19 protein-coding genes and 1 pseudogene are annotated in these 19,120 nt (G+C 70.4%); 11 read left to right on the top strand and 9 right to left on the bottom strand.

What is annotated here, in order from left to right; all coding sequences use genetic code 11:
* Positions 1 to 278: pseudogene (locus ABT115_RS04950) on the bottom strand (hypothetical protein); the annotation flags it as partial.
* Between the two features lie 637 nt (positions 279 to 915).
* Between ABT115_RS04950 and ABT115_RS04955 the strand changes: the two are divergent.
* Positions 916 to 1,233 (top strand): hypothetical protein, encoded by a 318-nt coding sequence (locus ABT115_RS04955; protein WP_351784138.1) that lies wholly within the window; start codon positions 916 to 918, stop codon positions 1,231 to 1,233.
* A gap of 160 nt (positions 1,234 to 1,393) precedes the next feature.
* Here the strand turns inward: ABT115_RS04955 and ABT115_RS04960 are convergent, their stop codons facing one another.
* Both ABT115_RS04960 and ABT115_RS04965 read right to left on the bottom strand, forming a co-directional pair.
* On the bottom strand, positions 1,394 to 2,251 hold the full coding sequence (locus ABT115_RS04960) for a transglutaminase family protein (protein ID WP_351784500.1): 858 nt from the start codon (positions 2,249 to 2,251) through the stop codon (positions 1,394 to 1,396).
* 17 nt (positions 2,252 to 2,268) lie between these two features.
* The gene (locus ABT115_RS04965) at positions 2,269 to 3,270 is read right to left on the bottom strand and encodes a GNAT family N-acetyltransferase (RefSeq protein WP_351784140.1); all 1,002 of its coding nucleotides are present in this window, start codon (positions 3,268 to 3,270) and stop codon (positions 2,269 to 2,271) included.
* Between the two features lie 117 nt (positions 3,271 to 3,387).
* Here ABT115_RS04965 and fdxA point away from each other — a divergent pair, with 117 nt between their 5' ends.
* Positions 3,388 to 3,708: a ferredoxin gene (gene fdxA / locus ABT115_RS04970; protein WP_018956287.1), complete on the top strand. Its 321-nt coding sequence runs from the start codon at positions 3,388 to 3,390 to the stop codon at positions 3,706 to 3,708.
* 123 nt (positions 3,709 to 3,831) lie between these two features.
* Positions 3,832 to 4,929: a bifunctional succinyldiaminopimelate transaminase/glutamate-prephenate aminotransferase gene (locus ABT115_RS04975; RefSeq protein WP_351784142.1), complete on the top strand. Its 1,098-nt coding sequence runs from the start codon at positions 3,832 to 3,834 to the stop codon at positions 4,927 to 4,929.
* A gap of 75 nt (positions 4,930 to 5,004) precedes the next feature.
* Here ABT115_RS04975 and ABT115_RS04980 read toward each other — a convergent pair whose 3' ends face one another.
* Together ABT115_RS04980 and ABT115_RS04985 are read right to left on the bottom strand one after the other, a co-directional pair.
* Positions 5,005 to 5,403 carry an ATP-binding protein gene (locus ABT115_RS04980; RefSeq protein WP_351784144.1) on the bottom strand — a complete coding sequence of 133 codons (399 nt, stop codon included), beginning with the start codon at positions 5,401 to 5,403 and terminating at the stop codon, positions 5,005 to 5,007.
* 222 nt (positions 5,404 to 5,625) lie between these two features.
* Positions 5,626 to 6,573, bottom strand: a complete 948-nt coding sequence (locus ABT115_RS04985) for a hypothetical protein (RefSeq protein ID WP_351784146.1) — start codon at positions 6,571 to 6,573, stop codon at positions 5,626 to 5,628.
* A gap of 304 nt (positions 6,574 to 6,877) precedes the next feature.
* Here ABT115_RS04985 and dapE point away from each other — a divergent pair, with 304 nt between their 5' ends.
* Positions 6,878 to 7,957, top strand: coding sequence for a succinyl-diaminopimelate desuccinylase (gene dapE, locus ABT115_RS04990; protein WP_351784148.1), 1,080 nt, complete (start codon positions 6,878 to 6,880; stop codon positions 7,955 to 7,957).
* Between the two features lie 298 nt (positions 7,958 to 8,255).
* The gene (locus ABT115_RS04995; protein ID WP_351784150.1) at positions 8,256 to 9,005 is read left to right on the top strand and encodes an LOG family protein; all 750 of its coding nucleotides are present in this window, start codon (positions 8,256 to 8,258) and stop codon (positions 9,003 to 9,005) included.
* A gap of 114 nt (positions 9,006 to 9,119) precedes the next feature.
* On the opposite strand, the gene folP is transcribed toward ABT115_RS04995, so the two are convergent.
* Positions 9,120 to 9,980, bottom strand: a complete 861-nt coding sequence (gene folP, locus ABT115_RS05000; protein WP_351784502.1) for a dihydropteroate synthase — start codon at positions 9,978 to 9,980, stop codon at positions 9,120 to 9,122.
* A 121-nt stretch (positions 9,981 to 10,101) separates the two neighbouring features.
* On the opposite strand from folP, the gene ABT115_RS05005 reads away from it, so the two are divergent.
* From ABT115_RS05005 to ABT115_RS05015, 3 genes are all read left to right on the top strand, one after another.
* Positions 10,102 to 10,554, top strand: coding sequence for a hypothetical protein (locus tag ABT115_RS05005; protein ID WP_351784152.1), 453 nt, complete (start codon positions 10,102 to 10,104; stop codon positions 10,552 to 10,554).
* A complete protein-coding gene (locus ABT115_RS05010) occupies positions 10,551 to 11,138 on the top strand; it encodes a DNA-3-methyladenine glycosylase I (protein ID WP_351784153.1) in 588 nt (195 codons plus the stop codon). Before ABT115_RS05005 ends, ABT115_RS05010 begins: the two co-directional genes overlap by 4 nt.
* Positions 11,139 to 11,526: 388 nt before the next feature.
* The gene (locus ABT115_RS05015; protein WP_351784155.1) at positions 11,527 to 13,806 is read left to right on the top strand and encodes a heavy metal translocating P-type ATPase; all 2,280 of its coding nucleotides are present in this window, start codon (positions 11,527 to 11,529) and stop codon (positions 13,804 to 13,806) included.
* Between the two features lie 9 nt (positions 13,807 to 13,815).
* On the opposite strand, the gene ABT115_RS05020 is transcribed toward ABT115_RS05015, so the two are convergent.
* The 3 genes from ABT115_RS05020 to ABT115_RS05030 are packed head-to-tail and all read right to left on the bottom strand — an operon-like array spanning position 13,816 to position 16,093.
* Positions 13,816 to 14,676 carry a 5-oxoprolinase subunit C family protein gene (locus tag ABT115_RS05020; protein WP_351784157.1) on the bottom strand — a complete coding sequence of 287 codons (861 nt, stop codon included), beginning with the start codon at positions 14,674 to 14,676 and terminating at the stop codon, positions 13,816 to 13,818.
* The gene (locus tag ABT115_RS05025; protein ID WP_351784159.1) at positions 14,673 to 15,347 is read right to left on the bottom strand and encodes a 5-oxoprolinase subunit B family protein; all 675 of its coding nucleotides are present in this window, start codon (positions 15,345 to 15,347) and stop codon (positions 14,673 to 14,675) included. Before ABT115_RS05025 ends, ABT115_RS05020 begins: the two co-directional genes overlap by 4 nt.
* Complete coding sequence (locus ABT115_RS05030; protein WP_351784504.1) at positions 15,344 to 16,093, bottom strand: LamB/YcsF family protein; 750 nt, start codon at positions 16,091 to 16,093, stop codon at positions 15,344 to 15,346. The genes ABT115_RS05025 and ABT115_RS05030 overlap by 4 nt, the downstream gene beginning before the upstream one ends.
* A gap of 189 nt (positions 16,094 to 16,282) precedes the next feature.
* On the opposite strand from ABT115_RS05030, the gene ABT115_RS05035 reads away from it, so the two are divergent.
* The 3 genes from ABT115_RS05035 to ABT115_RS05045 all read left to right on the top strand — a co-directional run bounded on the left by ABT115_RS05035 (position 16,283) and on the right by ABT115_RS05045 (position 19,088).
* Positions 16,283 to 17,005 carry a GntR family transcriptional regulator gene (locus ABT115_RS05035; protein ID WP_351784161.1) on the top strand — a complete coding sequence of 241 codons (723 nt, stop codon included), beginning with the start codon at positions 16,283 to 16,285 and terminating at the stop codon, positions 17,003 to 17,005.
* A 386-nt stretch (positions 17,006 to 17,391) separates the two neighbouring features.
* Positions 17,392 to 18,123 carry a DUF969 domain-containing protein gene (locus tag ABT115_RS05040; RefSeq protein WP_351784163.1) on the top strand — a complete coding sequence of 244 codons (732 nt, stop codon included), beginning with the start codon at positions 17,392 to 17,394 and terminating at the stop codon, positions 18,121 to 18,123.
* Positions 18,120 to 19,088, top strand: coding sequence for a DUF979 domain-containing protein (locus ABT115_RS05045; protein ID WP_351784165.1), 969 nt, complete (start codon positions 18,120 to 18,122; stop codon positions 19,086 to 19,088). The genes ABT115_RS05040 and ABT115_RS05045 overlap by 4 nt, the downstream gene beginning before the upstream one ends.
* Positions 19,089 to 19,120 lie beyond the last annotated feature (32 nt).

Below are 19,120 nucleotides of genomic sequence, written 5' to 3' on the forward strand. Positions count from 1 at the left end.
CGACCGCCTTCGTCGCTGCTGCCTTCGTCGCTGGCGCGACCGCCTTCGTCGCTGCTGCCTTCGTCGCTGGCGCGACCGCCTTCGTCGCTGCCGCCTTCGTCGCCGCCATGGCCACCGTTGTCGGAGTCGTACTTTCCGTTCTCGTCGTCGCGCGAGGACGACGATCCGCTGTTGTATCCCGAGTCCGCGGCCGTGACCAAGGCGTATGCGGAGGGACCAGTAATAGCAAGGACCGCTGTGACAGCGGCCGAAGCGAACAGTGTGCGGGCAGAGCGCATCTGAACACATTCCTTCCGGCGCGACTGCGAAGAGTGACGGGATGTCGACTCAATGTGGCGCAGTAGCGACGTGATCTACCGTCAGCTAGAAAGCTAATCCGCGCCAATTGGAAATGCCGCATTGGTGCTATGTCGTGGGCCCTTCGGGTGGCGAAAAGCCAATAATCACCCGTTGGACTGCACGCAGCGCCGCGTGAGGTTTGGGCGGCGATGGTCCACTCGTTTGCCGACTATTTGACGCGGCGGCCCGATCGCCGCCCGGCCCGGCGATGATTCTCCGATGATCTCGAACATCACGTTCGGAAAAGGGAGTTGAGATGACTCACTCCCATGTTCGGCAAGAAGTGCGCGCGGCGCCCGGCGGGAATCCGCCCGGAGTCGCACCTCGAATCCGTGTGGCGGCGTACGTGACTCGCTGATACGTAGACGCTGACCTGCTTGCCTTCGACCGTCGGGTGCGAAAGCACAGGGAGTGGGCACGCGGGTTCCGGCAGATGTCCCCTGCTCGATGAATTCCCGGCCGGCGAATTGGTTGTCGTGCGGGGCGGCCACTGCTGTGCCCCCAGTAGCCGACCGGCCGAGGAGAAAATAATGCGCGGAACTCTCATTTTCATTCAGGCAGAATTTGCTGCCAATCTTGAAGAAGTGGAGCATTATTCGCATTTTGAATGTAGGAATTCTGACGCATTCCGACGTCGTTAAGGAGGGCCTGACCGGGCTTCTCGCCGACCAGGACTACGCGCTGCTGGTCGCGCATGTCGAGAATGCGGTGCCGCGCCCGCACAGCAGGCTGGGCGAAGGGCTGTTGGTGCAGGTCGGGCAGGTGCTGGTGCATCCCGTGTTCTTCGGTCCGGCGATTCGGCCGGCGCACTGGACACGACCGCGTCGGGCCACCGGTTCGCCCCGCCGACGCTGGAATCGATCGTGGTCGCCTGTATTCCGGCGAGCAGGATGAGCTTCATTTCGCGCTCGCGCAACTCGCCGAGCCGGTCCTATTGATCAACCTACGTCAGGATGACATTCAGAAAGAATTACTGGCCCCGGCAGAGCCGTTCTCATGCCGTTTCGACAGAGCGTTTCAACAAGAGCATGCCGAGCACTGCCGACGACTTCCCTTAATTCAGCTGCGCCCGCGCCGCCCGCGCCCGTCGCCGGATCGCCTCCGCCGCCTCGGGTTCGACCGCGTCGACCACATCCGCGTACTCCTCCATCTCTGCCGCGCCGCGCAGAAACTGCCCGCTCTGTACGAGCAGCTGCGCCCGCTCGTAGCGCAGCCTGGCCGGATGCGAGGGCAACAGCAGCGACAGGTCCACCGCCCACAGCGCCACATCCGTCCGCTCCGGACGGGCCGCCGCCCACGCCCTGATGTTGTTCAGGATCCGCAGCACGATCTCCAGCGGCCGCGCGGGCACCAGCATCGACTCGTCCAGCGGTTCCCCGGTCACCCCCGCCACCAGCAGCTCCGCGTCCTGCCCGGTCATCGGCCGGCCGCCGTCGAACGGGTCGGCCAGCACTCGTTCCGAAGGATCACCGAACCCGACGACGAAGTGACCGGGCAGCGCCACCCCGTACACCGGAGCGCCCGCCCGCCGCGCGACCTCGATCCACACCACGGACAGCAGGATCGGCAGCCCGCGACGCCGACGCAGCACCTTGTGCAGCAGCGACGACTCCAGTCGCTGGTAGTCCGCCGACGAGCCCGCGAAGCCGTACCGTTCGCCAAGCAATTCGGCAAGGGCCGAGGCCCAGGCCCGGCCGCCCCGCACCCCGTACGGAAGCCGGCCCGCCAGCTCGTCCAGTTCGATCTGCGCCGCGTCGATCCCGTTCGCGTCCAGCGCCGGGTCGGCCACCGCGCCCAGCAGCAGGCAGAGCAGCGCGAGGTCCGGCCGTTCGGCGCGCGCCTCCTCGGCGAACTGCCCGCGCAGCTCGTCCAGGCCGGGACGCTCGGGCTGCTCGGGGTGGTGAGGATTCATCGGGTCGTCCGTCTCCGTCACGCCGACCGGAAGTGGTGATACAGGTGATGAACCGCGAACCCCATGCCCTCGTACAGCCCCCGAGCCCCCTCGTTGTCCGTCTCCACCTGGAGCCACGCCGCCGACGCGCCCTCGTCCAGGGCCTTGCGGGCGAGCGCGGTCATCACCGCGGTGGCGAGCCCGCGGCGCCGGTGCGCGGGACCGACCTCGACGGCCATGAAGCCGGCCCACCGCCCGTCCACCACACACCGCCCGATCGCTGCGGGCGCCGCGTCCTCGGCGTCACCGGGCACCGATGCGAACCACACCGAGGGGCCACCGCGCAGCACCTTCAGGACGTGCGGCCCCGGGGTCTCGAAGCGCTGATAGCGGGAGAGCCACGTCTCGTCGAGGTCCCGGCTCAGCCGAACCTCCGACACATCCGCGTCCAGATCGCCGATCGGCGCCAGCGCGGCGATCCGTACCTCCGCCGTCACCTCGCGCCGCCATCCGCGCTGCTCCAGCTCCGCGCAGAGCTGCTCCTGGGTGCCCTCGGCGCCGGTCGCGGTCTGGATGTATGCGGGCAGGTCCCGCTCCCCGTACCACTGCCGGACGCGTTCGAGCGCCTCGTCGAGCGGCAGGCCCGGATCGCCCAGCGGCAGTACGGAGTTGGCGCGCCGGGTGAACCCCTGCGCGGCGCGCAGCTGCCAGTCGCCCAGCGGCTCGCTCTCCACCGGCGGCCAGGCGCGGGCGCAGACGAGTGCGAGCTCGTCGAAGGAGGCCGCGGGGCCGCGCCGCCGGGCCGGGGCGGAGGGCACGACCTTGCCGGCCACCAGCGTCGACTCAGCGATGCGGACGGAGTCTCCGCTCTTCGGTGTGATCGACAGCACACCGCCGTCCCACGATGTGAGAACGCCGACCGTGTCGGTGAACTTCGGCCCTTGTGGGCCGTGCTCGGCCGTACGTCGGACTGATACCCGTTTGCCCACGTCAGCGGGTGTAATTCGGATTTCGAGTTGTCCGCTGATGGTGAATTCCACAGCTCTGTCCGCCCCTCCTGTTCGGTTCGTGCCCGGGAACGGAGATACTAGGGGCGGGCATCGACGACGCCGCGCTCCCGCGCGAGAGCCAACGCCCTACCGAGGAGGAACGACAGCGTGACCTACGTCATCGCGCAGCCTTGTGTCGACGTGAAGGACAAGGCCTGCATCGAAGAGTGCCCCGTCGACTGCATCTACGAGGGCCAGCGGTCCTTGTACATCCACCCGGACGAATGCGTCGACTGTGGAGCCTGTGAGCCGGTGTGCCCGGTCGAGGCGATCTTCTACGAGGACGACACCCCGGAGGAGTGGAAGGACTACTACAAGGCGAACGTCGAGTTCTTCGACGACCTCGGGTCGCCCGGTGGTGCCTCCAAGCTGGGCCTGATCGAACGCGACCACGCGTTCATCGCTGCGCTGCCGCCGCAGAATCAGTAGTCAGCGGCCGGCACGCGCGTCGCCCCGGTCCCGTACGGCTCGTCCCCGTGCGGGACCGAGGCGTTTTTGCACCCGAGCGCCCCGAGCAACCCTCGGAACCCCCGTACGAGAAAGCAGAGATCCGTGTCCGCAGTCTCCTCCCGTCTCCCGGTCTTCCCCTGGGACAAGCTCGCGCCCTACAAGTCGACGGCCGCCGCCCACCCGGACGGCATCGTGGACCTGTCCGTCGGCACGCCCGTCGACCCGGTGCCCGAGCTGATCCAGCGGGCGCTCGTCGCCGCCGCGGACAGCCACGGCTATCCGACGGTGTGGGGAACCCCCGAGCTGCGAGACGCAATCACCGGCTGGGTGGAGCGGCGGCTCGGCGCGGTGGGGGTGGCGCACGAGAACGTCCTGCCGGTCGTCGGCTCCAAGGAGCTGGTGGCCTGGCTGCCGACCCAGCTCGGTCTCGGCGCGGGCGACAAGGTGGCGTACCCGCGCCTCGCCTACCCGACGTACGAGGTGGGTGCCCGGCTCTGCGGCGCCGAGCCCGTCGTCTACGACGATCCGACGGAGCTGGACCCGGCCGGCCTGAAGCTGCTCTGGCTCAACTCGCCGTCCAACCCGACCGGCCGCGTCCTGTCCAAGGACGAGCTGATCCGGATCGTCGCCTGGGCGCGCGAGCACGACGTGCTGGTCTTCAGCGACGAGTGCTACCTGGAGCTGGGCTGGGATGCCGAGCCCGTCTCCGTACTGCACCCGGACGTCTGCGGGGGTACGTACGAGGGCATCGTCGCCGTCCACTCGCTCTCCAAGCGCTCCAACCTGGCCGGATACCGTGCGGCCTTCATCGCGGGCGACGCGGCCGTGCTCGGCGAGCTGCTGCTGATCCGCAAGCACGGCGGAATGATGACGGCGGCCCCCGTCCAGGCGGCGACGGTCGCGGCGCTCGGCGACGACGAGCACGTCGCCGAGCAGCGGACCCGGTACGCGGACCGACGCGCGGCCCTGCGCACGGCGCTGCAGGCCCACGGTTTCCGGATCGAGCACAGCGAGGCGAGCCTCTACCTGTGGGCCACGCGCGACGAGCCGTGCTGGGAGACCGTGGCGTACCTGGCGGAACTCGGCATTCTGGTGGCGCCGGGCGACTTCTACGGGACGGCCGGTGACCGCTTCGTACGCGTCGCGTTCACGGCGACGGACGAGCGGGTGGCCGCCGCGGTCAAGCGGCTGGCCCGATAGCCGGCAGTACACGCGAGGGGCCTCGGGGGTGCACACTCCCGAGGCCCCTCGCGTGTGATGTGCCGACGGATCGGGTCAGCCGATCGGCAGACCCCGGGTGGGCAGGCCCCCCTCGGGCGCGGCACCGGCGGCGCTGCCGAGGACTTCGCCCGTGCTGCCCGCGGCACCTCCGGCGGCGTTCTGTACGGCGGGGGCGGCCTGGTCGCCGGCCTTGTCGACCGTCTTGCCCGCGGCCGGGAGGGTCGTTCCGACGATCTTGCCGCCGGTCCTGCCCGCCGTCTCGGTGCCCTGCTGGGACGTGCCGTCGACCGTCTTGCCGAGGCCGGCGCCGTCGACGGCGGTCAGACCGCCGAGCTCCGGGGTCTGCGGGAGCTCCGCGGCACCCGCGGCACCGGCCGCACCGACCACGGGGGCGGCACCCGCGGCGATCAGCAGCGCGGCACGGGCGATCCGGCGGGTCAGGGGGAGGGACATGATGCTCCTTCGACGGGATGAGGAATCTGTCTGGCCGTTGATCGGACGCCATGACAACCGTCGTAAGGGCGGAGGAGGTTGCGGTGAGCCGAGGTAAAGAGTCGGTAATGCGTCTCTGATCCACAACGGAGGAAACCGGGCGGACGCCGCATTCCCGGATCATCCGACGAGCCGTCACTTCCCTTTGCCCACAAGGGGATCGGGGATTGAGGTAAACACGCCCTAGAGCGCGAGCCGCATACGGACCTCGGTGGTGCCCGATTCCGTACGCTCCGTCCGCCAGCCAGACCCGGCCTCCCACACCTGGCCCGCGTACGCGACCTTGTCGAGGCGGAGCACCTCGGACTGCGCGACCGCCCAGTGCGCGAGCTCCCAGCCGTGCCGCGCCGAGTCGTCGTCCCTGGAGGCGCGGGTCGCCCGCACCGGCACCGAGACCGTGCTGGTCGCCGGCGCGCCGGCCGCGCCCGTCCCGTCCTCCGTCGACGGCTTCTTCGTGGGCAGCACGTCCTTGCCGAAGTTGCGCACCAGCTCCGCCCGCACCTTCGCCGCATCGGCCTTCGCGGCCGTCGTCCGCGGCGGCGTGCAGTTCAGCGTGGCAGGCGTACGGCCGGTCAGCGCGGCCGCGAGCAACGCCGCGTCCGGCTCGTGCTTCGCGTACGCCTGCGGGAAGCCGCTGCGCTGGACCCGCTGCGCGGCGACCGTCAGCGGCAGCCGCGAGTAGCCGGGCACCTCGGCCAGATGCCGGTAGAACTCACCCGCGGAGTAGACCGGGTCCAGGATCTGCTTCTCGGTGCCCCACCCCTGCGAAGGGCGCTGCTGGAACAGCCCCAGCGAGTCCCGGTCGCCGTGCTCGATATTGCGCAGCCCGGATTCCTGTAACGCGGTCGCCAGCGCGATCGTCACCGCCCGCTCCGGCATCCCGCGCGAGGTGCCGACCGCGGAGATCGTCGCGGCGTTCGAAGCCTGCTCCGGGCTCAGCCGGTACGTACGGCCCTTGCCGGCCGAACCGTCGGCGGACTCCACGGTGCAGCCTTCGATGATCTTGCTGCCGGTGATGTACTGCACGGTCAGATAGCCGCCCAGCGCGGAAAGCACGACAAAGGCGGCCGTGATACGGGAGCGGCGGCTGCGGCCGGTGTGTTGGGGGGCGGGGGAGACGGTCCGGGGCACGGGGCCACCGTACTCGAGTGCCCGCCTGAGAGGCTCTTGGGTGAACTCTGATCGGACATCGGAGGCCATCCGGGAGCCGCTGAGGCCGTTACGGCCTGGTGCACGATAGCGAGCGGGCTCCCGGCGTCATGCGACTCCGCCTCTGGCGTTGTCGTCCGTCGACGACGCTCCTTCCCCAAGCTCTCAGCTGCGTTCGAGCAGGGGAGACCCCATCCGCCTCCCTCCTCCGCCTTGGATTCGAAGCCGCATGACGCCGCTCGCTGATCCACTCTCTATCGTGCACCAGGCCGTTAGGGTCGGTTCCATGTTCGAAAGCAGTCTTGACCTCACCCTCGACGGCCCGGCGCTCACCGCCCGGCTCGTCGATTTCCCGTCGGTCAGCGGTCAGGAGAAGGAGCTCGCCGATGCGATCGAGTCGGCTCTCCGCACTCTCCCGCATCTGACCGTCGACCGGCACGGCAACAACGTCGTGGCACGGACGAACCTCGGCCGCGACGAGCGCGTCGTGCTCGCCGGACACATCGACACCGTGCCGATCGCCGACAACGTCCCGTCCCGGCTCGACGAGAATGGCGTGCTGTGGGGCTGCGGCACCTCCGACATGAAGTCGGGCGTCGCTGTCCAGCTGAGGATCGCCGCGACCGTGCCTGAACCCAACCGCGACCTCACCTTCGTCTTCTACGACAACGAAGAGGTCGCCGCGCACCTCAATGGACTCGGTCATGTGGCCGACGCCCACCCCGAATGGCTGGCGGGCGACTTCGCCGTCCTCCTGGAGCCCTCCGACGCCCAGGTCGAGGGCGGCTGCCAGGGCACCCTGCGGGTCTTCCTCCGGATGGAAGGGGAGCGGTCCCACTCCGCACGCAGCTGGATGGGTTCCAACGCCATCCACGCCGCCGCCCCGGTCCTCGCCCGTCTCGCCGCGTACGAACCACGCCGACCGGTCATCGACGGGCTGGAGTACCACGAGGGTCTGAACGCGGTCCGGATCGAGGGCGGCGTCGCCGACAACGTCATCCCCGACGTCTGCACCGTCGTCGTCAACTACCGGTACGCCCCCGACCGCACCGCCGAGGAGGCCCTGGCCCACGTCCACGAGGTCTTCGCGGACTGCGGCGTCGTTGAATTCACCGTTGACGACCACTCGGGCGCGGCCATGCCCGGCCTCGCCCACCCGGCGGCCAAGGCGTTCATGGCGGCGGTCGGCGGCACCGCCCGGCCCAAGTTCGGCTGGACCGACGTCGCCCGCTTCGGCTCTCTCGGCGTCCCTGCGGTGAACTACGGACCCGGCGACCCGCTCGTCGCGCACAAGCGCGACGAGCACGTGGTGGTCGAGCGGATCACCCACTGCGAGGAGCGGCTCCGCTCCTGGCTCACCAGCTGACCTCCGGTATTCCCCTGTCCGTAACCTTCATGGATCTACCCTGGTCTCAGAAGCTGTTGTCCAACCCCCGCTGGATCAGCTCGGGGCGTCTGGTGCGGTCGATCGCAAGGCGCCGGAGTGTCCTCATATGGGGCCTCCCCTGCTCCTTGAGAGCTTGGGGAAGGAGCTATTAGGGCATTTCGGCAACGCAGCGAGCGGCCGTGCCAGGCGTTCCGAGCCCAGCGAAGGTTGGACAACAGCTTCTGAGCACGGATGGTCATCGCCGGTGGTCATCGATCGTCGTCGGAGGGAGCGGATCATGGGCAACCCCGAGGGAGCGCACATCCCCGAGGAACAGCGACAGGGGCCGGTACTGCGCCGCAGGGACCAGGTGCAGCCCGGCACCACCGATCAGCGGCTGCTGGACACCGAGGGCGACTCCGAGTGGGTGCACACCGACCCGTGGCGGGTGATGCGCATCCAGTCGGAGTTCGTCGAAGGATTCGGAGCCCTCGCCGAGCTGCCGAGCGCCATCAGCGTCTTCGGCTCGGCCCGCACCCCGGCCGGCGGGCCGGACTACGAGGCGGGAGTAAGGATCGGCAAGGCCCTGGTCGAGGCCGGCTTCGCGGTGATCACCGGAGGCGGCCCCGGAGCCATGGAGGCGGCGAACAAGGGGGCACGGGAGGCGAAGGGCGTCTCGGTCGGCCTCGGTATCGAGCTGCCCTTCGAGTCCGGCCTCAACCCGCACGTCGACATCGGCGTGAACTTCCGCTACTTCTTTGTTCGAAAAACGATGTTTGTGAAGTATGCGCAGGGATTCGTTGTGCTGCCTGGCGGCCTCGGCACGCTGGACGAACTCTTCGAGGCCCTCACCCTTGTCCAGACGGGCAAGGTCACGCGCTTCCCGATCGTGCTGTTCGGCACCGCGTACTGGAGCGGGCTCGTGGACTGGCTGAGGGACACGGTGGTGGCGCAGGGCAAGGCGTCCGAGCACGACCTGCTGCTGTTCCACGTCACGGACGACGTGGACGAGGCGGTCGACCTCGTGACGAAGGAGGTCGGCCGGTAGAGCCGGGGCTTCGCCCGGACATCCTCAAGCCCCTCCGGCGACTGAGGACGCTGTTGGTAACCAACCGACAGCGTCCGATTGAGGAGCGGGGACCGGGGCGGAGCCCCGATCCGCTCACGCCAGCCCGCGCCGCGCGACGGCCGGCTCCCGGTGCCCCGCGATGGACGCCACCATGTCCAGCACCTGCCGCGTCTCCGCCACCTCGTGCACCCGGTACACCTGCGCCCCCAGCCACGCGGACACGGCCGTCGTCGCCAGCGTCCCGATCACCCGTTCCTTCACGGGCCGGTCGAGCGTCTCCCCGACGAAGTCCTTGTTGGACAGCGATACGAGGACCGGCCAGCCGGTCTCCGTCATCTCGCCGAGCCTGCGGGTTGCCTCCAGCGAGTGCCGGGTGTTCTTCGCGAAGTCATGACCGGGGTCGATCATGATCCCGTCCGGCCGCACCCCGAGTCCGACCGCCCGCTCGGCGAGTCCCACCGTCACCCGCAGGATGTCCGCCATCACGTCTTCGTACGTGACCCGGTGCGGCCGGGTCCGCGGCTCGGCGCCGCCCGCGTGCGTACACACCAGTCCGGCGCCGTACCGCGCGGCGACCTCCGCGAGCTTCGGGTCGACGCCGCCCCAGGCGTCGTTCAGCACATCCGCACCGGCCTGGCAGACCGCCTCGCCGACATCGTGGCGCCAGGTGTCGACGCTGATCACCACATCCGGGTGGCGGCGCCGGACCTCGGCGACGAACCCCACCGTGCGTCGGGCCTCCTCCTCGGCGGTCACCTCTTCACCGGGTCCTGCCTTCACACCCCCGATGTCGACGATCGCCGCGCCGTCCGCGATCGCCTGCTCGACCCGGGCCAGTGCCGGCTCGTCCTGGAACGTCGCGCCCCGGTCGTAGAAGGAGTCCGGAGTACGGTTCACGATCGCCATGATCACTGGCTCGTGGGCACCGAATTCACGCCGCCCCAGCCTGAGCACACCGCTTCGCATCCCGTGTTTCTCCTCTGGTAGATCGCCCGTGGGTCGCCTGCGACCCTAACTGTCACCGCCGCATGGCACGATCGGACCTGGACAGGTTTCCGCTCCCGGGGAGATACGCGTGTTCTGGTTCTTGCTGCTGGCGATGGTGGTGGTCGTGGCTGCGGTCACCCTCGCGGTGCTCGGCGGTGGGAAGAGCGCCGTCCTGCAGGACGTGGCCCCCGAGCAGCTGACCGACCCGCTGCCCGCGACGCGCCCGGTCGGCCGCGCGGATGTCGAGGCGCTGCGGCTGCCGGTGGCCGTACGCGGCTACCGCATGACGGATGTCGACGAGGCACTCGGCCGGCTCGGCGCTGAGCTCGCCGAGCGGGACGCGCGGATCGCGGAGCTGCAGTCGGCGCTGGCAGGCGCGCGGGCGACCACGGCCGGTGGCCCCGATCTCCGCAAGCGGCCGCAGGACCGGCCGCAGTTGACGGGGGAGCGGCCCGAGGACCGTCCGGGGGCGCCGGGGGAGGCACCTCGGCAGGACGACCCGCAGCAGACAGAGCGTCCCGGAGAGGAGCCCCAGCGATGAGCGGCGGCGCACAAGCGGCCCCGGACGGCGGTCTGCGCTGCCCGTGGGGGCTCTCCACCGAGGACTACCTCACGTACCACGACACCGAATGGGGCCGCCCCGTCCACGGCGACGACGCCCTCTTCGAACGGCTCTGTCTGGAGGCGTTCCAGTCGGGTCTTTCCTGGCTGACGATCCTGCGCCGCCGGGAGGGCTTCCGCTCCGCCTTCGCCGGATTCAAGATCCCCGCGGTGGCGGAGTTCACCGGCGCCGACAAGGAGCGCCTCCTCGCCGACGCCGGCATCATCCGCAACCGGGCGAAGATCGAGGCGACCCTCGCCAACGCCCAGGTACTGGCCGGCTGGCGCGCCGGCGAGCTGGACGAACTGATCTGGTCCTACGCCCCCGACCCGGCCGGACGCCCGGCCCCGCGCACCGTCGGCGACGTTCCCGCGGTCACCCCTGAATCCACGGCGCTGGCCAAGGGCCTCAAGAAGCGCGGTCTGCGCTTCGTCGGACCGACGACGGCCTACGCCCTGATGCAGGCCTGCGGCCTGGTCGACGACCATCTGGCCGACTGCGTGGCGCGCGGCACCGGGCCCTAGGGCGTGTTACGAAAGTCCCGCCTGCCCCGCGACGCCTGGCACGCACGCTCGCCGCGTTGTCGGGATCGTCCTCGTACGCCCAGTACGAGGACGACCCTCCGCCTTGCGATCGCACGCACCAGACGCCGCGGGGCCCGCCCTTCGGGCGGACGACGGGACTTTCGAAACACGCCCTAGTCCAGTGACCAGCCTACGGGGCGGTCGGCCGAGGGCACGGCCTCAATGTGACGTGAAGATACGCGAGGCCGGGACGCATACCAGGCGATCGGGCGCGCACGCTCCAGCTCCCGAGGGTGGATCACACTTGCACTTCATAGGGGTGGGGGGTATACCTGAACCATCAACTCATACCCCCATGGGGTATACAATCTCCGTCAGGGAGGACATCGTGTCCGCGCACACCGCCACAACCGGCACCAGCACAGCCGACGGCACCACCGCAGAGGTCGAGCTCTCGATCGGCGGCATGACCTGCGCCTCCTGCGCGGCCCGTATCGAGAAGAAGCTCAACCGGATGGACGGCGTCGAGGCCACCGTCAATTACGCCACCGAGAAGGCCAAGGTCAGCTACCGGGGCGAGGACATCTCCGTACAGGACCTGATCGCCACCGTCGAGAAGACCGGCTACACCGCGCACGAACCCCCACCCCCTATACGTCGCGAGGACGAGACCCCAAAGGCCGAGGAAGCCGACGAGCTGCGGCCCCTGCGGCAGCGGCTGGTCACCGCCGTCGTGCTCGCCGTGCCGGTGATCGCCATGTCGATGGTCCCTGCGCTCCAGTTCGACTACTGGCAGTGGCTCTCGCTGACCTTGACGGCCCCCGTCGTCACGTATGCCGCCTGGCCCTTCCACCGCGCCGCCTGGACCAACGCCAGGCACGGCGCGGCGACGATGGACACGCTGATCTCGCTCGGCACCTCGGCCGCGTTCCTGTGGTCGGTGTGGGCACTGTTCTTCGGCACCGCCGGGATGACCGGCATGACTCATCCCTTCGAGCTGACCATCGGCCACAGCGACGGCGCCGGGAACATCTACCTGGAGGCCGCCGCCGGAGTCACCGCCTTCATCCTGGCCGGGCGCTACTTCGAGGCGCGCTCCAAGCGGAAGGCCGGTGCGGCCCTCAAGGCGCTGCTGGAGCTCGGCGCCAAGGAAGTGACCGTGCTGCGCGGTGGCCGCGAGGTGACCGTGCCGACCGCCGACCTCCAGGTCGGGGACCGGTTCCTGGTCCGCCCCGGCGAGAAGATCGCCACCGACGGCACCGTCGTCGAGGGCGCGTCGGCCGTGGACGTGTCGATGCTCACCGGTGAGTCCGTACCCGTGGAGGTCGGTGTCGGCGACTGGGTCACCGGGGCCACGCTCAACGCGGGCGGCCGGCTCGTCGTCGAGGCCACCCGGATCGGCGCCGACACCCAGCTGGCCCGGATGGCCAGGCTCGTCGAGGACGCGCAGAACGGCAAGGCGGCCGCCCAGCGCCTCGCGGACCGGATCTCCGCCGTCTTCGTCCCCGTTGTCATCGCCCTCGCGCTCGGCACGCTCGTCCTCTGGCTCGGCAACGGCGCGGGCCTGACCGCCGCGTTCACCGCCGCCGTCGCCGTACTGATCATCGCCTGCCCCTGCGCCCTGGGCCTCGCCACTCCGACCGCCCTCATGGTCGGTACGGGACGCGGCGCCCAGCTCGGCATCCTGATCAAGGGCCCGGAGGTCCTTGAGACCACCCGCCGCGTCGACACGATCGTCCTCGACAAGACCGGCACGGTCACCACCGGCCGGATGACCCTGCTGGACGTGCACACGGCGGACGGTACGGACGAGGATGACGTGCTGCGGCTCGCGGGCGCCCTGGAGCACTCCTCCGAGCACCCCATCGCCCAGGCCGTCGCCGCCGGAGCCGCAGAGCGCACCGGCGCCGCCCTGCCCACCCCCGAGGACTTCGCCAACGTCGCGGGTCTCGGTGTCCAGGGCGTCGTCGAGGGCCATGCCGTCCTCGTCGGCCGTGAGCAGCTGCTCGCGGAGTGGGAGATACACCTGCCGGTGGAGCTGGCCCGGCAGAAAGCCGCGGCGGAGGCCGCCGGACGGACGGCCATCGCGGTCGCCTGGGACGGCGAGGCACGGGCGGTCCTCGAGGTCGCCGACGCGGTGAAGGACACCAGCGCGGAGGCCATCGAGCGGCTGCGGGCACTCGGTCTGACCCCGATCCTGCTCACCGGTGACAACCGGACGGTTGCCGAGGCGGTCGCGGCCGAGGTCGGGATCGAGAAGGTGTACGCGGAGGTCATGCCTGAGGACAAGGCCGACGTCATCAAGGGCCTCCAGGCTCAGGGCCGTTCGGTCGCCATGGTCGGCGACGGCGTCAACGACGCGGCCGCCCTCGCGCAGGCCGACCTGGGCCTGGCGATGGGTACGGGCACGGACGCCGCGATCGAGGCCGGCGACCTGACGCTGGTGCGCGGGGACCTGCGGGCCGCGGCGGACGCCATCCGGCTCTCCCGCAAGACGCTGGGCACCATCCGTACGAACCTGTTCTGGGCCTTCGCCTACAACGTGGCCGCCCTGCCACTCGCCGCGGCCGGGTTGCTCAACCCGATGATCGCGGGCGCGGCGATGGCGTTCTCGTCGGTCTTCGTGGTCGGCAACTCGCTTCGGCTGCGGGGGTTCAGGGCGGCGTAGGAATGGTCCTCAGCCCGCCCTCACGAACCGCACCCGGGTTCCCGGCACCGCCTGTGCCGCGCCCGCGAGTGCGGTTTCGTGCACGACACCGACGACCGGGTAACCCCCGGTCGTCGGATGGTCGTTGAGGAACACCACCGGGCGCCCGTCCGGCGGCACCTGAATGGCGCCGAGCACCATCCCCTCGCTGGGCAGTTCGCCCTCGCGGGCGCGCGCCAGGGCCGGACCCTCCGTGCGCAGGCCGATCCGGTTGCTGTGCGGCGAGACCCGGTACGTGGCCGTGGTGAGCGTACGCAGCGCCTCGTCCGTGAACCAGGTGTGGCGGGGGCCGAGGTTCAGCGGGAGCACGAGTTCGCCGGGGGCGCCCGGCCAGGGCACGGCGTCGGTGCCCGCGGGGCTCGGCGTGCCGTGCCCCAGGGGCAGTACGTCCCCGGCGCGCAAGGGGGCCGGGCCCAGCCCGGAGAGCAGGTCGGCGGACCTGCTGCCCAGCACCGGTTCCGGCAGCAGGCCGCCCCCGAACGCCAGATAGCTGCGCAGGCCCTGGACCGCGGGGCCGGCGTCGAGCACCGCGCCCGCGGGTACGTACACGGGTGTTCCCCAGGCCACGGGCCGTCCGTCGACCGTGACCCGGCAGGGCGCCCCGCCGACGACGGCGACCACGGACCGGTCCGGGCGGACCGCGCAGCCGGTGACGGTCGTCTCCAGCAGCGCCGCTTCCACCGGGTTTCCGGCCAGTCGGTTGGCCAGGCGGCGGGCCGGGGCGTCGAGCGCGCCGGCGCGTGGCACTCCGAGGTGTGCCCAGCCGACGCGGCCGGCGTCCTGAACGGTGGTCAGGGCCCCGGCCCTGACCACCTCGATGGAACCGGTCACGGACGCACCTCCGTCACGACGAAGCGCACCCGCGCTCCAGGGGTCAGCAGCGCCGCCGGTTCGCGGGCCGGGTTCCACAGTTCGTCCGTCTCGGGCATCCGCCCGATGAGCTGCCAGCCGCCGGGCGACGGACGCGGGTACACCCCGGTGTACGCCCCCGCGAGGGCGAGCGCACCGGCCGGAACCCTGGTGCGCGGGGTCGCGCGGCGCGGCAGGTGCAGGTGTGCGGGGAGGCCGGTGAGATAGCCGAAGCCGGGGGCGAACCCGCAGAAGGCCACCCGGAATTCGGTCCCGGAGTGGATGCGGGGCACGTCTGCGACGGTGACGCCCCAGGCCGCCGCGACGTCGCCGAGGTCCGGCCCGTCGTAGACGACGGGGATCTCCACGGCGTCCCCGGTGTCGCGCCGCAGCGGCGGTATCCGCCAGGAGGCGACCTCGCGGGCGAGCCGCGCGGTGCCGTCCGGGGTGCGGTCCGCGATGCCGTCGAGCAGGACGGTCCGGGCACCGGGAACGATCTCGCGTACGACGGGCAGCTCGCCGAGCGCCCGCCGCCGCAGCAGCTCGGCGTGAAAGGCCTCCGCGTGCTCACCGGACGACAACTCGACCAGCAGCGCTCCCGGCCCGGCGGGAAGAACCTCGATGCCGACGTGCGTACGCGCCCCCGCGCTCATACGAACGCCCGCACGGCCACGCCCGCTTCTTCGAGCGCCGTCCTGATCCTGCGGGCCAGCGCCGCCGCGCCCGGGGTGTCGCCATGGACGCACAGCGAGCGCGCCATGACCGGTATCCGGCCGCCGTCCGACCCGATGACGCCCCGGTCCACCGCCATGCCGACACTGCGGCGTACGACTTCGTCCTCGTCGTGCACCACCGCTCCGGGCTCGCCGCGCGGGACCAGGGTGCCCTGCGGGGTGTACGCGCGGTCGGCGAAGGCTTCCTCGACGGCCGTGAGGCCCGCGGCTGCCGCGTGGGCGAGCAGGCGCGAGCCGGGGAGTCCGAGGACCGCCAGGTCCCCGCCGGCCAGCCGGACACCCTCGACCACGGCCGCGGCCTGGGTGTCGTCCCAGACGGCGCGGTTGTAGAGGGCGCCGTGGGGTTTGACGTACGAGACCGTGGAACCGGCCGCTTTGGCGAAGACCCGCAGCGCGCCGATCTGATAGGCGATCTCGGCGGTCAACTCGGCGGACGGCACATCCATGGAGCGACGCCCGAAGCCGGCCAGATCGCGGTACGCGACCTGGGCTCCGATCCGTACACCTCTGGCGGCCGCGGTCTCGCAGACCCGCCGCATCACGGAGGCATCCCCCGCGTGGAACCCGCAGGCGACGTTGGCACTGGTGACACAGTCGAGCAGCGCGTCGTCATCGGTGAGAGTCCAGTGCCCGAACCCTTCGCCGAGATCCGCGTTGAGATCCATCGGGGCCGCCGGGTTCGTCGGGTTCGTCAGATCCATCACGGGCGCACGCTAGCGATTGTTCAACAATCTGACAAGACCCGGCTTGGGGGTGAGACGCCCGTACGGTTCACTGGGCACAGACTGCGTACCGGATGACGCGCACCGCGACGGAGCGGCGACGCGACAGGACAACAGGACAGGGGACGGGCCATGGCGGGGACTGCGGGCAGTGGCGGCCGGACTTCTCCGGATCTCTCGGAACTGGCCGCGGACAGCGCCTTACTGGCCCGGTCCGGCACCGCCGAGCGGGTCGCCGCCATCCTGCGGGACCGGATCACCGAGGGCTACTTCCCGCCGGGCAGCCGGCTCTCCGAGGAGAGCATCAGCGGCGCCCTCACCGTGTCCAGGAACACCTTGCGCGAGGCGTTCCGGCTGCTGTCGCACGAGCGCCTCCTGGAACACCGGCTCAACAAGGGCGTCTTCGTACGCATCCTCGCCGTCGACGACCTGGTGGACATCTACCGGGTCCGGCTGCTCGTCGAGTGCGCGGCCCTGCGGACGCTGGGCGAGCCGCCGTACGACCTGACGGCCGTCGAGGCCGCCGTGTCGACGGGCGAGCATGCGGCACTGGCGGACGACTGGCCGGTCTGCTCGACCGCCAACATTCGCTTCCACCAAGCCCTGGCGGGCCTCGCGAACAGCCCCCGCACGGACGAGCTGATGCGCAACGTCCTCGCCGAACTGCGGCTGGCCTTCCATGTGATGGCCGACCCGCGCCGCTTCCACGAGCCCTACCTCACCAGGAACAGGGAGATCGCGGACAGGCTGGCCGAGGGGGACGCGGCGGGCGCCGAGCGGATGCTGGCCTTCTACCTGGAGGATTCACGGCGCCAGCTGGCGGAGGCGTACTCGGAGCGCCTGACCGGGCGGTAGCCCGCGCGGGGCGCGCCGGGCGGCCCGCCGGAGCACTCCCGGGGGCCGGCCCCCGGGAGCGTCACCTCCCCAGCAACCCCGACATTTCACCCCCGCCGACTCCTACGGCGAACCAGACGTTCCACCATCCTCGCCACGATCCGTGACCGCGCCGCCCGGGCCGCCCAGCGAGCCACTTCACGGGCGGATCCCCACGCCGGCGACGTTCCGCACCACTCGCCGCCCGCCCCGGCCGAGCATGTGCGCCGCACCTCACTTCTCAATTCGTACAGCCCACACTCTTGTGGGCTTGTTGAACAATCGCTTAATGTCTCGCGCATTCCCCCATCCGATCGGAACCGAGCAGGTCTGCGCCTGCACGTCCATGCGCGGAAGAAGGCCGACGCGTGATCGTTCTCCTCGGCGTGCTTGTGGTGATCCTCGGATTCGCCACCCGCCGCAATCCCCTCCTCGTGGTGGGTGTCGCCGGCATCGTCACCGGACTGCTGGGCAAGCTCTCCCTCCAGGAGGTGCTGGCCACGTTCGGCAACAGCTTCGCCACCTCGCGCTCCGTGACCGTCTTCGTCATCACACTGCCCGTCATCGGGCTGCTTGAGCGGTACGGGCTCCAGGAGCAGGCCCGCAACCTCATCGGCAAGCTGGGCAAGCTGACGACCGGCCGCTTCCTGACGCTGTACCTGCTGATCCGCCAGCTCACCGCTGCCGTCGGCCTCACCAGCATCGGCGGGCCCGCGCAGAGCGTGCGCCCGCTGATCGCCCCCATGGCCGAAGCCGCGGCCGAGGCCAAGGCGGGTGGCCCGCTGCCTCAGAAGCTGCGCGAGAAGGTCCGTTCGCACGCGTCCGGCGCCGACACGATCGGGGTCTTCTTCGGTGAGGACTGCTTCCTCGCGATCGGCTCGATCCTGCTGATCACCGGGTTCGTGAACTCCACGTACGACCAGCACCTCGAACCTCTGCATCTGGCCGTGTGGGCGATCCCCACCGCGATCTGCGCCTTCCTGATCCACGGGGCGCGCCTGCTCAACCTGGACCGGCAGCTGGAGCGCGAGCTCGCCGTCGCCGCCGCCGAGAACGACCTGTCGGCACACGCCGGGCTCCGGACGGAGGACGCCAAGTGATCAAGTCCGAGTACTTCTTCTGGCTGGTCGGCGCGGTGTTCCTCGTCATGGCCGCGCAGATGGTCATGGACCGCACCAACCCCAAGCGCTTCGGCTCGGCCGGCTTCTGGGGTCTGCTGGGGGTCTCGTTCTTCTACTCCACCGGAGTCGTCAGCAAGACGCTGCCCGCCGAGCCGCTGGGCGTCGCCGTCCTGATCCTGATCGTTCTGGGCGGCTTCGGTCTCACCGGCAAGGGCGAACCGCGCACCACCTCCCGCGAGGAGCGCGCCGCCTCGGCCGCCCGCTTCGGCAACAAGCTGTTCCTTCCGGCCCTCACCATCCCCGTCGTCGCGATGATCTGCGCGACGCTCGTGAAGAACTGGAAGATCGGTGGCGAACCGGTCCTGGAACCGGGCTACGAGACCATCCTGGGCCTCGGCATCGGCGCCATCACCGCGCTGATCGTCGGCATGGTGGTGCTGCGCGAGCGAAAGATCTCCGTGCCGCTGCACTCCGGTCGCGGCATGCTCGAGTCCATGGGCTGGGCACTGATCCTGCCCCAGCTGCTCGCGGTCCTCGGCACGATCTTCCAGGTGGCCGGCGTCGGCGAACAGGTAGGCAAGATCACCGAGGCGGTGCTGCCGGACGGCCAGAAGTTGGTGGCCGTGGTGGTCTACTGCTGCGGAATGGCCCTGTTCACCATCATCATGGGCAACGCCTTCGCCGCCTTCCCTGTGATGACCGCCGCGATCGGCTGGCCCGTCCTCATCGAGCAGATGAACGGCAACGCACCCGCGATCCTCGCGATCGGCATGCTCTGCGGTTTCTGCGGCACCCTTGTCACGCCGATGGCCGCCAACTTCAATCTGGTTCCCGCCGCACTTCTCGAACTCAAGGACCAGTACGGCCCCATCAAGGCCCAACTCCCCACGGCGGCAGCCGTGTTGCTCTGCAACATCGTGATCATGGCCGTCTTCGCCTTCTGACCCGCCGCCCCTCGACCCGAGCCGCTCGCCCA

This window comes from Streptomyces sp. NPDC001832, assembly GCF_040297265.1.
Lineage (GTDB): Bacteria > Actinomycetota > Actinomycetes > Streptomycetales > Streptomycetaceae > Streptomyces.

Excerpts from the sequence above, each read along its gene's own strand:
- ABT115_RS04960 (WP_351784500.1), bottom strand. The coding sequence starts at position 2,251 with ATGAATCCTCACCACCCCGAGCAGCCCGAGCGTCCCGGCCTGGACGAG.
- ABT115_RS04980 (WP_351784144.1), bottom strand. The coding sequence starts at position 5,403 with ATGTCCCTCCCCCTGACCCGCCGGATCGCCCGTGCCGCGCTGCTGATC.
- dapE (WP_351784148.1), top strand. The coding sequence starts at position 6,878 with ATGTTCGAAAGCAGTCTTGACCTCACCCTCGACGGCCCGGCGCTCACC.
- ABT115_RS04995 (WP_351784150.1), top strand. The coding sequence starts at position 8,256 with ATGGGCAACCCCGAGGGAGCGCACATCCCCGAGGAACAGCGACAGGGG.
- ABT115_RS05010 (WP_351784153.1), top strand. The coding sequence starts at position 10,551 with ATGAGCGGCGGCGCACAAGCGGCCCCGGACGGCGGTCTGCGCTGCCCG.
- ABT115_RS05025 (WP_351784159.1), bottom strand. The coding sequence starts at position 15,347 with ATGAGCGCGGGGGCGCGTACGCACGTCGGCATCGAGGTTCTTCCCGCC.
- ABT115_RS05030 (WP_351784504.1), bottom strand. The coding sequence starts at position 16,093 with ATGGATCTCAACGCGGATCTCGGCGAAGGGTTCGGGCACTGGACTCTC.
- ABT115_RS05035 (WP_351784161.1), top strand. The coding sequence starts at position 16,283 with ATGGCGGGGACTGCGGGCAGTGGCGGCCGGACTTCTCCGGATCTCTCG.